The 12,717-nt window shown below is 55.5% G+C and carries 9 protein-coding genes; 2 read left to right on the top strand and 7 right to left on the bottom strand.

What is annotated here, in order from left to right:
• Positions 1-76: 76 nt before the first annotated feature.
• Entirely contained in the window at positions 77-679 is a 603-nt protein-coding gene (locus HV345_RS17790; RefSeq protein ID WP_003021524.1) for a peroxiredoxin, read from the top strand.
• 48 nt (positions 680-727) lie between these two features.
• On the opposite strand, the gene HV345_RS17795 is transcribed toward HV345_RS17790, so the two are convergent.
• The 5 genes from HV345_RS17795 to HV345_RS17815 all read right to left on the bottom strand — a co-directional run bounded on the left by HV345_RS17795 (position 728) and on the right by HV345_RS17815 (position 8,149).
• Positions 728-2,122, bottom strand: coding sequence for a DUF3999 domain-containing protein (locus HV345_RS17795; protein ID WP_181635875.1), 1,395 nt, complete (start codon positions 2,120-2,122; stop codon positions 728-730).
• Positions 2,119-4,761 carry a DUF2339 domain-containing protein gene (locus HV345_RS17800; RefSeq protein ID WP_181635876.1) on the bottom strand — a complete coding sequence of 881 codons (2,643 nt, stop codon included), beginning with the start codon at positions 4,759-4,761 and terminating at the stop codon, positions 2,119-2,121. The genes HV345_RS17795 and HV345_RS17800 overlap by 4 nt, the downstream gene beginning before the upstream one ends.
• Before the next feature lie 136 nt (positions 4,762-4,897).
• Positions 4,898-6,766, bottom strand: a complete 1,869-nt coding sequence (locus HV345_RS17805) for an amidohydrolase (RefSeq protein ID WP_181635877.1) — start codon at positions 6,764-6,766, stop codon at positions 4,898-4,900.
• A 21-nt stretch (positions 6,767-6,787) separates the two neighbouring features.
• Positions 6,788-7,333: an antibiotic biosynthesis monooxygenase gene (locus tag HV345_RS17810; protein ID WP_016152022.1), complete on the bottom strand. Its 546-nt coding sequence runs from the start codon at positions 7,331-7,333 to the stop codon at positions 6,788-6,790.
• A 174-nt stretch (positions 7,334-7,507) separates the two neighbouring features.
• A complete protein-coding gene (locus HV345_RS17815; protein WP_003021513.1) occupies positions 7,508-8,149 on the bottom strand; it encodes a hydrolase in 642 nt (213 codons plus the stop codon).
• 273 nt (positions 8,150-8,422) lie between these two features.
• On the opposite strand from HV345_RS17815, the gene HV345_RS17820 reads away from it, so the two are divergent.
• Positions 8,423-9,325: a LysR family transcriptional regulator gene (locus HV345_RS17820; protein WP_016152020.1), complete on the top strand. Its 903-nt coding sequence runs from the start codon at positions 8,423-8,425 to the stop codon at positions 9,323-9,325.
• On the opposite strand, the gene malZ is transcribed toward HV345_RS17820, so the two are convergent.
• Both malZ and proY read right to left on the bottom strand, forming a co-directional pair.
• On the bottom strand, positions 9,319-11,136 hold the full coding sequence (gene malZ, locus HV345_RS17825; RefSeq protein ID WP_181635878.1) for a maltodextrin glucosidase: 1,818 nt from the start codon (positions 11,134-11,136) through the stop codon (positions 9,319-9,321). The genes HV345_RS17820 and malZ overlap by 7 nt on opposite strands.
• A 138-nt stretch (positions 11,137-11,274) precedes the next feature.
• On the bottom strand, positions 11,275-12,648 hold the full coding sequence (proY, locus tag HV345_RS17830; protein ID WP_016152018.1) for a proline-specific permease ProY: 1,374 nt from the start codon (positions 12,646-12,648) through the stop codon (positions 11,275-11,277).
• Positions 12,649-12,717: the final 69 nt, after the last annotated feature.

Consider the following 12,717-nt stretch of genomic DNA (forward strand, 5'->3'; position numbering starts at 1 on the left):
TTGTCTTATTCGCGAACACTCTCTATACTGGCCCGCGTTGCGTTCCAAAAACCCCTTAACATTGCAGGAGAATTATATGGTACTGGTAACTCGTCAGGCTCCGGATTTCACAGCAGCTGCGGTACTGGGTAGCGGTGAGATCGTTGAAAACTTCAACTTCAAACAGCATACCAACGGTAAAACTACCGTTCTGTTCTTCTGGCCGATGGACTTCACCTTCGTTTGCCCGTCTGAACTGATCGCTTTCGACAAACGTTACGAAGAATTCCAGAAGCGCGGCGTGGAAGTTGTTGGCGTTTCCTTCGACTCTGAATTTGTCCACAACGCATGGCGTAACACCCCTGTCGACAAAGGCGGCATCGGTGCAGTGAAATACGCAATGGTTGCTGACATCAAACGCGAAATCCAGAAAGCCTACGGCATCGAGCACCCGGAAGCGGGCGTTGCTCTGCGCGGTTCTTTCCTGATCGACGCTAACGGCGTTGTTCGCCACCAGGTGGTTAACGATCTGCCGCTGGGTCGTAACATCGACGAAATGCTGCGCATGGTTGACGCGCTGCAGTTCCACGAAGAGCACGGCGACGTTTGCCCGGCACAGTGGGAAAAAGGTAAAGAAGGTATGAACGCGTCTCCGGACGGCGTGGCAAAATACCTGACCGAGAACGTTTCCAGCCTGTAATTGGCATGAATCGTAAGAGGCCCGCAAATGCGGGCCTTTTTTATTGGTTTATGTCGGATTACCCTTTTTCACTTCACGCCAGATTCGCCACGCCATAAGCGCCAGTACGGCGACCCCAAGAATTAACGCCCCCCACACCAACAGCGTTTTCCACTGGCTTTGTTGCTCAGCTACTGACGTTGCCGTCAATCGCGCTTCACCACCAAGCGCCACGCTCTCCTGAAGAGTCGCCCACGGTAGATAATCTATCTCCTGCGATTTACGCAGCGACGCCGGGATCAGCATATCGAGACCAACATCAGCCTTTTTCGCCGCCCGGTTTCCCCACGCCAGCATATAAGGCCCTTTGCCCTGCGTATTAAACACCAGTTGATAACTGTCGCGCATGCCGCTCAACTCAGGCAGCCTCTCTGGCAAGCGGGCGTTAATGGTCGTCATCCGGACGGCCTCAACCAACTGACCGGAAAGATGAATATCTTCCGCACTCCTCCAGTCCAGATTGTAAAGCATGGTTTTTGTCAGCGGCTGCCAGGGCTCTTTTTCAGCGCTGCGCCAAACCAGTTCCACCGGTAAAACACCTTCACTTTCCAGATCGATGCGAAGCGAGGTCAGCGGCTGGGGCTGCGCCCATCGCCAGACGGCTTCGTCATCCGAAACCTTATTCCCCTGGGCTTCAATCACGATACGCTCGGATTCCGGCTCGCTGCTGGCCGCTATCGCGCTCACGCTGTTTAACGTCAGCGCCGGACTTTGCGAGTCGAGGATCACAAGCAGGTAGCGAGTCGCCTCCACCGAGAGCGTGAGGCTGGCGCTGATGGTGTCCATTTTCAGGCGATCGTTATCACGCGTCAGATCCATTAACGGCGCATCTTCCTGCACGGGTCGCCAGTAGCGCAAATCACTGCTTGCATAAACCGAGGCTTTCCCCTGCCAGTTGCCCGCCTGCGAGTCCCAGTTCAGGCGTAACTGCGCCAGTGAAAAGGCATCTTTCGTCTCTTCCGGGAGCGTCAGTAAATAGCTCTGGCCGAGCGCTTTGACATCATCACTTTGCAAATGAATTTCAATGCCGCTCTTCGAGCGTAAAACAATAGCGTCTCCGCCTCGTTGCCCCTCCTCACGCGGCGCAACCGGTGACATATCAAGCGGGAAAAAACGCAGCGCCACTGCCTCTGGCGTAACGGGCTGGGTTTTCTGCGCCACCAGAGTAAACGGCACCGTCTCCCCCAGATGGTTAAAGACCCGGACATCGCGCAAATCCGCCCAGGCGGTACCCGGATACACCGCCGGAGGTAGCGAAAGGCGATACCACGGCGATGTGCCCGTAGTTTCCAGCGTCACCCCCGTTACGTAGTCCGCCGGAGACTCTTTCACTTCATCGCTGCTTACCGCCGCGCCTGTCGCGCCCAGCAGTACGCTGCATAACACCGCTTTCATCCATTTCATTTTTCTTCTCCAGCTTTGGGCGGTAATGGTGAAAAATACCCGATAATCAACACCAGAATGGCCACGCCGATAAACGCAACCGCGCGCGCCAGGCCGCCGCCTCCTGCGCTGTCCACCAGCATCAGTTTCACAATGACTATCCCCAACAATACCGCGCCACACAGCCATTCCCGACGCGAGCGGCGCCGGGTCGCCCGCAGCATCACCACCAATGCCGCCAGCATCCAGAACAGAGCAAAACAGGTTTGAATCAGCCGTGAATCCCATAGTGTGTCTACACGCCACGCAACCTCGCCATACCAGGACAATGCGCGCAGCAGCACACCATTGAGCCACCAAAAGCTGAGCGCCATCAGCGCCACAACCGGCCATGGGCGACATACCGAAAGCTGCGCCGGGAAATAGCGTTCAGACGCGCGATAAAACACCACCAAGCCCAGCAGGGCAAAAGCTGCGCCCTCTTCCAGCGGGTTGAGCAACGGCAGATAAGTCTGACGATAAACCACGCCATCTTGTAAATTCGTCAGCACGAGCAGACCGACCAGCACCAGCACAACGGGAACCATCGCCTGAACAGAATAGAGGGTAGGCCAGATGCGAAACGGCCAGATTTGTCGATGAACAGACTGATAAATAAGGAAAATAAGCAGCCCGCCAGCCGCCATCATCAGGCCGTTACCCCACGCGGCCCTTCCCCACGGCAGCCCCTGCGCGAACCAGAACAGCTCAACCGCGAGCGCCAGTAAAATCATCCAGAAGAACGATAAATGCGCCAGTCTGGAAAGCATTGGCGGTAATATTTGTGCATCACGCCAGAGCAGCGCTACCGCAACAATTAGCGCCGCGCACCAGGCCAGATTCGGCCAGCCCGCCGCAAAAATCTGCTGTACAGCGATCTGATAGATCAGCATCACCAGCATCATCGGCCACAGCAGCCATTTACTGGCATCCAGCTCCCGCCACGCCAGGCGACCCGCGATACTTCGCCAGCCCCAGCTCGATACCGCCATTAATGCCAGCACGCCAGACAGTACCCACCGATCCTGTTTCAGAACGAGTTGCGATGCCGCAACGAGCGCAATGATCCAGAAAACCAAACCACCAGCGAGTAGCGCCCAACTGCCCGGCATCCAAATGTTGCGCCATAGCCATGCAGCAACCAGCCAACTGAGGCTGAGCACGGCAAAAATCAGCATGACTGAGAGCGCGGTTGTTCCGTTCGCCAGCGCCCATAGCGCGCTCCCCACGGCCAGCACGAGCAGCGCCGTACCGCTATAACTCATGCGTCGTTGCTGTTGTTGCACGCCCAGCCAGAGGATCCCAAGCCCCTCCAGCGACCAGGCCATCGCCGTCCAACGGGCTGAAAGCGCCAACGGGATAGCAAGCGTGGTAAACGCACCACCGAGCGCCAGGGCGGACAATACCAGTGGTCTCCCCAGAGAAGAGGAACGCCGCAACGCAAACTTTGCTAACACCAGATAGAAACCACCGTAGCCCAGCGCACTAAGCGCCGGACCATAAGCCATATGCCGGGTAATGGCATACTGCATTCCAAAACCGATCAGCGGTGGGGCAAACAGCAGTACGCCGTCAATAATCTGTTTGCCTTTTTCCTGCGCCCGGAGCGACAACGCCACGCTCAGCACGCCAAAAATAATCGTGTTGGCGATCAGGAACAGTTGGCAACTCAGGTAATACTCTGGTCGATAGCCCTCCAGGCCCCACCCCCCGCCAACGCCGAAGGTGAACAGCAGGCCAAGCAGATTAAGCTCCCGCCAGTGCTGCCAGATGCTGATGGCGAGAATGCCGACCGAGAGCAGAAGATAGAATGAGAAGAGCGCGACATGACTGCCGCCGCCGGTGGAAAGCAACAGCGGCGCGAGATAACCGCCAAGACTTGCCAGCATAGCCAGGCTGAGCGCCTTTTGCAGAATAGCCAGCCCCACACTCGCCGCACAAATCACCACCAGCAGCGCAAATGCCAGTGTCATTGGCAGCATTTGCCACAGCCGGAACGCGCCAAACACAGTGAGATAGAGTGCTCCGGTAGCTCCCCCCTGTAATATCAGCGCATAAATCGGTTGCTTATGCCGCAACCGCCAGCCCAACGCCAACAGGACAATAGCGAACAGCGCGGCCGCCACCAGACGCAGCTCCAGCGGAAACAGAGAATGTTCGACCGTATAACGCAGCAGGAAAGAAAGCCCCAAAAACAGGAGCAAAATACCGAGCTTTGCCAACGGGTTACCCTGCATAAACCAGCGCACCAGCGATGACATTACCCCGCCAAAAGCAGAAGGCCGCTCGACGTCGGGCGTAGATACCGCCGCATTATCCGGCTTCGGCTGTGAAACCCACGTGTTAACGGGCTCAGGCGGCGGCTCAGTTACTGGCTCCGGCGATACGCTGCTCATCGCAGCCGTTGGCGCATCGGCAGGAACAATATCTTTTGCTGCCGTTGGCTCAACGGCGCTGGTCTGCGCCACACCGCGCAGCTCCAGCTCCTCTACCCGACGGCGCAAGGCCATCAGCTCAGAACGTACAGCCGCACTGCGTCTGAATGCCACGATCGCGAGGCCAGGAACCACTACCAGCGCGAAGAATAATACAATGCAGCCAAGGGTTAGCAGCTCATCCATGTTTCCACCTTCACTGTATAAAGACAGACCAGAATGACACAAATTGTTGCAGTTGCGCCATATCGGTTAACACGATGAACCACTTTTCAGAATAGACAATCAGCCCCTGCGTTTGTCCAGGGGCTGTGATGAGGGATTAAAACGCGAAGCAGGAGCAGCCAAGCGCGCCCCAGAAAGCCCGGTCATCTGACACCGGAATTGCCGATTTACGCGCTATATCATGCTGATGACCGTGTACGCCGCAGTTGCCGCAGCACTGGTGCATCTGCACCATTGCGCCAATTTTCGCCGCAGCAGGCGGCGCTGAGCGATAGTGCCCCGGCACTTTTACCACCGGCGACCAGTCAGGTACAACCGGGATGGCCGGCGGCGCCAGCGGAGTGAAATGCCCGGCCGCATACACCACTTTGCCATCGACAATGGTCATTACCGACTCTATGCCTTTGATCTCCTCTTCCGGCACACTGAAGTAATCTTTAGACAGCACCACCAGGTCGGCCAGTTGATCTTTCTCGATGCGCCCTTTCTTACCCTGTTCGCTGGAGAACCAGGCGCTACCGGCCGTCCACAGTTCCAGCGCCACATCGCGTGGCAGGCGATTGTTATCATCGTACATCGCCATCCCTCCCACAGTACGGCCCGAAACCAGCCAGTAGAGCGCTGTCCACGGGTTGTAGCTGGCCACGCGGGTGGCATCAGTCCCCAGCCCTACCGGAACTTCAGCCGCCAGCATTTTCGCCACCGGCGGGGTATGTTTGACCGCATCTTTGCCGTAGCGATCGACAAAATATTCGCCCTGGAACGCCATACGGTGCTGAACAGCGATCCCGCCCCCCAGCGCTTTTACGCGCTCGATATTCCGTTCGGTAATCGTTTCAGCGTGATCGAAGAACCAGTGCAGCCCATTGAACGGGATATCGCGATTCACCTTCTCGAATACGTCGAGCATTCGGCTGATGGATTCATCGTAGGTGGCGTGCAGGCGGAACGGCCAGCGGTGCTCCACGAGGTGGCGCACCACGCGCTCCAGCTCATCTTCCATACCTTCCGGCAGATCCGGGCGTGGCTGGAGGAAGTCTTCAAAATCCGCGGCCGAGAAGACCAGCATTTCCCCAGCCCCATTGGCACGGTAGAAGTCGGTCCCCTGCCCTGGTTTGAGCATATCGGTCCAGCGTTCAAAGTCTTCCAGTTCCTGCTGCGGACGCTGGGTAAACAAGTTGTAGGCGATGCGCACCGTCATCTGTTTGTTGGCGTGTAACTGCTCAATTATCTCGTAATCTTCCGGGTAGTTCTGAAAACCACCGCCTGCATCGATGGCGCTGGTCAGCCCGAGACGGTTCAGCTCGCGCATAAACTGCCGGGTCGAGTTGACCTGCATTTCCAGCGGCAGTTTTGGTCCTTTTGCCAGCGTCGAATAAAGGATCATGGCGTTGGGTTTGGCGATCAGCATCCCGGTTGGGTTACCGTTGCTATCACGCACAATCTCACCGCCCGCCGGGTCCGGCGTCGCCTTGGTGTAGCCGACTGCTTTCAGTGCGGCACGGTTCAGCAAAGCTCTGTCGTAGAGGTGCAGAACAAAAACTGGGGTATCCGGGGCCGCTTCATTGAGTTCTTCGAGGGTTGGCATGCGACGTTCGGCAAACTGGAATTCGCTCCAGCCACCCACCACGCGCACCCATTGCGGCGATGGCGTTCTGTCAGCCTGCTCTTTGAGCATGCGTAGCGCGTCCGCCAGCGACGGTACGCCTTCCCAACGCAATTCCAGGTTGTAATTCAGACCGCCGCGAATGAGGTGCAGGTGCGAATCGTTCAGGCCCGGGATCACCGTATGCCCTTGCAGATCGACAACCTGCGTCCCGTCGGTGGCAAAACTCATGATGCGATCGTGGCTACCGGTCGCCAGGATCTTACCATTGGCGATCGCCACCGCCTCGACCTGCGGGTTTTGTCTTTCGAGAGTATGAATTTTTCCGTGAGTCAGAATCAGTGTGGCAGTTTGAGACATAACAATCTCCTGAGAAACCGGTCAGGCTTTTTTCAGCCATCCGGCAAACAGACGGGTTACGATGGGCATCCAGAACCAGACCACCAGCGCAACCACACAGGCATCATTGATCAGATGCAGGAGTAACGAGCCCTTCATGGCAGGCAGCACAATGCCGGTCAACCACGGCACCAAATTGGTGCTGGGAAAAATCACCAGCAGAGTTATCAGAAACTGTTTCCAGCGCCTGGGCTGACGTACATGGGGCGCGGGCGGTGTAAACCAGAACGCTGCTTCGGTGCGGATTTCAGTTTTATCCCCTTCCGCCAGCAGCGGGGCAATCTCTTCGACCAGCACGCGGCGCGTATCGGACTGGGTCCAGTTATACAGATGCTCCAGCGTGTCGAAGCGGATAATGATGTTCCACAAATTGTTGCCATCTGCAGGACGAATCACATTCGCCCCAAGATGACCGGGAAACTCGGCCGCCACCGGCATGATTTTCCCCAGCCACTGCTCATACCGCTGCGCTTGTTCAGGCAGCAGGGTGTGGGAAATCACCAACGTCACATGTTTGTTCTGCGCCATAAAGGGTTCCTTGTGGAGAGGAAACAGGCCCGCTTAGGCCACGGAAGCAATACACAAAATCATTCATGGCGCATCGAAGCGGCAAGATTGTCTAACCCCGGAGGCTGACAAAAGTTAGTGACCGGGGTTCGCAAACGAAGCCCACAAAGAGGCAACATGAAGGATGAGGTGTATTTAGGCTTTACGTTCCGGCGCGCCATGCACCATGGTGTAGGCGTAATCCACGCCCATACCGTAGGCGCCGCTGTGCTCACGTACCAGATCCATGACGGCGTCGTAGGTTTCTTTGCGGGACCAGTCGCGCTGGTACTCTAGAAGAACCTGTTGCCAGGTCACAGGTACGGCACCCGCCTGTACCATGCGGTCGATAGAACGCTCATGGGCATCCACGGATGTGCCGCCGGAAGTGTCAGTTACCACATAAACTTCGTAACCCGCTTCCAGCGCCATCAGCGCCGGGAAAGTCAGGCATACTTCGGTCCACAGCGCGGAGATAATCAATTTTTTACGCCCGGTCGCTTCCACGGCTTTCACAAACGCCGCATCTTCCCAGGAGTTCATCGAGGTGCGTTCAATTGGTTTAACATCAGGATGAACCGCTAACAATTCCGGCCAGATATAACCGCTAAAACTTTTCGTTTCCACTGAAGTATAAATCACCGGAACATTGAATATTTTCCCGGCCTTCGCTAATGCCACGGTATTATTTTTCAAAGTCTGGCGGTCAATATTCGCCACACCAAATGACATTTGCGGCTGATGATCAATAAAAATAAGCGTTGAGTTTTGAGGGTCAATCAGTTCCCGAATAGACATAGCACACCTTCTTAATCAATAAGTTAAAAGGCAACGGTCTGTATCTGCCGTCAGCAGCAGGATCCTGAATCAGAAAGCTTGTTGAGTATAGCGGGAAATTTCTAACGAGTTATTAAAGAAAACTTACCATCCAGTGAAACTATTAATTTTGTGTTGCGATATATCCTAAACAACATCAAAAAAATGCGCATGACTCATCTAATTTATTCACTGGCATTGTTTTTCTCCATTCGGTACAACAGAGGGGTTTAATTTTCAGGATATTTTCTGCTTATGCGCATCAATCTGGATGTTTTGCTAATTCTCGACGCACTTGATAAACAGGGTTCATTTGCTGCGGCGGCCGAATCGCTGTTTAAAACCCCTGCAGCACTCAGCTATATGATTCAAAAGCTGGAAAGTGATTTGAATATCGAGTTGCTTGACCGTTCCGGTCACCGAGCAAAATTTACCGACACCGGTCAGATGATGCTGGAAAAGGGACGTTTGCTGCTGAGTGCGGCAAAAGATCTCGAAAAGCAGGCGGTGCAGCTGAGTTCAGGCTGGGAAAAAGAGCTGGCGATTGCGCTGGACGACTCCTTCCCTTTCGCCTCGCTGTTGCCCATTATCGATGAATTTCACGCGCTGAATAAGCAAACCCGCCTTAACTTCACCCACCATACGCTGGCGGGCTCCTGGGAGGAGCTGACGCATAATGGAGCAGATATTATTTTGGGGGCGATTAATGAACCGCCTACGTCAGCGGCCTGGTCCTACAAAATGCTCGGCACGCTGGACAATGTGTTTGTCGTTGCGCCTGAGCATCCGCTGGCCGCAGCACCGGATGGCCTTACTAACGAACAGCTGTGCCTGCACCGGGCGATTGTCATTAGCGACAGCGCCCGCTTTTGTCATCCGTTACAAACCAATCTGATGGAGGAGCAGGCGCAGATTCGCGTTGATGATTTCCACAGTAAGGTGATGCTACTGCGGGCCGGCTTGGGCTGCGGATTTCTCCCCCGCCATATTGCTAACCCGTGGCTTGCCACGGGCGAGCTGGTGGAAAAAACGGTCATCTCATTTCGCCAAAAAGACGTGGCCTATATGGCCTGGCGCAATAACCGCGATGGATTAGCGCAGCGCTGGTGGCGGGAAACGCTGCTGGCAAGCCCGGATGTTACGCGCTTATATCAATGACCCATCCACACCGAGGCGGAAATCGCCGGCAACGCCAGGATATCCTCGGCAAGCACGCCTTTGCCCTCCTGGTGCTGCCATTGACTGACGCTCAGTAATGGCGAGGCTGGCAGGACCACTTCACAGGCGTGGCCACGGTTAATCGCCACCAATACACGCTGGCGGTTCAGCACGCGTACAAACACCACCACGTTATCCTCGGCGTAAATCACCTGACAACCACCATGGCGCAGCGCCTGGCTCTGGTGGCGTAATGTTGCCAGCCGCTGATACAACGCCAGCAGGTTAGCGTCCTGTTTTTCAGGCTGCCACGGGAATGGTTTGCGACAAAACGGATCGTTGTTCCCATCCAGTCCCACTTCGTCACCGTAGTAAATACAGGGCACGCCAGGCCAGGTAAACAGCCACACCACCGCCAACGGTAAACGTGCGACGTCTTTACCGAGCAGAGATTTAAAACGGGCGGTATCGTGGCTGTCGAGCTGGTTGAACATCCGCAACTGCTGCTGATGCGACAAACCCGCGCGATAGTTATCCATCCACGCCATACAGGTCTGGGCGTCAATGAATTGCGGATCGTATGAGATATCGGTATTGGCGAGAAATCCCCATATCGGGAAGGTAAAACCGCGATAGTTCATGGCGGCATCTTCCGCGTCGGCCTGCAACCATTGGCGCGCGTCGCCAAAATGCTCGCCCACCACATATGCCTCTGACTGGGTCTCTTTCGCCGCCTGCGTAATTCCGGCCACGTGCTGCAGGTTGTTGTGCGCACCACCGGCCTCTCCCAGCATATGCACCACGTCAAGACGCCAGCCGTCCATACTCCACGGCGCTTTCAGCCAGTGGCGAACGATACTGTCTTCGCCGCGATAAATTTCATTCATCAGGCTTTCAGAGGAAAAGTCCAGTTTGGGCAGGCTGGAATACCCCAGCCAGTCGAGCGCGACGCCGTCGGCTGAGAAATGATACCAGTCGCGCCAGGGGGATTGCGGATTATGGCACGCGCCATCCGTTCCCCGATTATGTCGGTCAAACCAGGCGTGTGAATCGCCGCTATGGTTAAAAACACCGTCGAGAATCAGGCGCATCCCCTGCTGTTGGGTAGTGTGACGCAGGCGCAGCAGCGCCCTGTCGCCGCCAAACTGCGGATCAACATGACGGTAATCTTCGGTATCGTATTTATGCACGCTCGGCGCGGTAAATACCGGATTCAGGTACAGCGCCGTGACGCCTAACGTTTTCAGATACGGCAGCTTTTCGCTGATGCCGTCCAAATCGCCGCCATAAAACGTGGAGCCACCGGCCTGGGCCGTAAGCGGTTCATCCCACTCGCGCCGCACAATATCGTGTCCGGCAGCGTGGTGGTAATAGACGTTATCCTGAGTCGCTTCACGCGACTGGCTGCGGGCAAAACGGTCCGGGAAAATTTGGTAAAAAATCTGATCGGCGGCCCACTGCGGACCGTTATCCGGCACATCAACAGCAAACTGCTCCAGACGCGCAGGCGGAAAACGGCTGAATCCCTGCGGGGTAAACCACAGCTGACGATCGAGCCAAAGTAATTTAAAGCTATAGCGTCGACGAGGCTGTCCGCTGGAGAGATCGATCGCCGCTCTCCACGCGGTCACGCCCGGTTGCGGCTGGCTGCGTTGCTTGTGCATACCCAGCGAAATCTCTTCGTTATCGTTTTCTGCGCGTAGCGTCACCCGCTGGGGTGGATTTTCCCCCGCCAGCCATAATGTAATCGTCAGTTGATCTTTGTTTTGCTTAACAAATGGGGCAACCGGAAGGTGCCAGGCGTTCAACATCACGTATCCCCTTTGATGATAATGACGTCACCTTGCCATAGCGAAGTGCAGGATCACTCATCATCTTAACGTTTATTGGGGGAGGAGTGCGGGGGAGGAGAAAATTGCCGGGTAACATTAAGCTACCCGGCAAAAATATTACTGCGCTTCAGCCAGTTGGCGCTCGCGACGGCGCTTGAAAACCCAGCCGGCAAGCAGCAGGATAATCCACGCAAAGCCGACGTATAGCGAAATGCGGGTATCCGGATGATAGCCGATAAGCGCAATGATAAAGACCAGGAAAATCAGGCCAATGACGGTCGTCACAACCCCACCCGGCACTTTAAATTTCAGCGCCTTAACCTCTTCCGGCGGCAGACGACGACGGAAGGCAATTTGTGACAGCAGGATCATAATCCACACCCATACCGTTGCGAAGGTCGCCAGAGAGGCGATCACCAGGAAGACGTTTTCCGGCATGATGTAGTTAAGATACACCGCAAACAGCAGCGCGATGGTCATCACCATCACCGTCACCCATGGCACGCCACGACGCGACGTCTTGGCGAACATTTTCGGCGCGCTGCCCTGCTCCGCCATACCGTGCAGCATACGCCCCACGCCAAAGACGTCAGAGTTGATGGCCGACAGCGACGCGGTCAGGACTACGAAGTTGAGGATCCCGGCGGCAAAGGTAATCCCCATATGCTGGAACGTCAGAACGAACGGGCTACCGTCAGTGCCGACCTGGTTCCACGGGTAAATAGACATGATGACGAACAGCGTCCCCACGTAAAACACGAGGATACGCATCGGTACGGAATTGATGGCGCGCGGAATAGATTTTTCCGGGTCTTTGGCTTCGCCAGCGGTAATCCCGATAATCTCAATCCCGCCGTAGGCGAACATCACCATTTGTAGCGACATCACCATGCCGAGCCAGCCGTTGCTGAAGAAACCGCCGTTGCTCCACAGATTATGGATACCGGTAGGCTGTCCGCCGTTACCAATCCCCCAAATGATGATGCCAAAACCGGCGACAATCATGATGATAATGGTGGCGACTTTAAAGAACGAGAACCAAAATTCCAGCTCGCCAAACACCTTCACGCTCATCAGATTGATGGCGCAGATAATCAATACCACGCTGAGTACCCAAATCCAGTGCGGTACGGCCGGGAACCAGACGCCCATGTAAATACCAAAGGCAGTCACATCGGCAATGGCGACAATCAGGATTTCAAAACAGTAGGTCCAGCCGGTTATGTAGCCTGCCAGCGGTCCGAGGTTTTCCTGCGCATAGCGCGAGAAGGAGCTGGCTGCAGGGTTATGAACGGACATTTCGCCCAGCGCGCGCATAATGATATACGCCGCTACGCCGCCGATAATATAGGCCAGCAACACGCTTGGCCCCGCCATTTTGATGGCATCGGCCGAGCCGTAGAACAGCCCGGTACCAATTGCTGAACCTAATGCCATAAAGCGAATGTGCCGGGTGCTCAGCCCACGCTTTAGCTTGTTATTACTTTCCATCGATTCCTAACCTGTTAACACAATAAAAAACCACGGGGCCATGTTAATAGCCCCGTGGTTAAAACTTAT

Origin of the sequence: Citrobacter sp. RHBSTW-00986 (assembly GCF_013783065.1) — a bacterium.
In the GTDB taxonomy this organism is placed as follows: domain Bacteria; phylum Pseudomonadota; class Gammaproteobacteria; order Enterobacterales; family Enterobacteriaceae; genus Citrobacter; species Citrobacter braakii.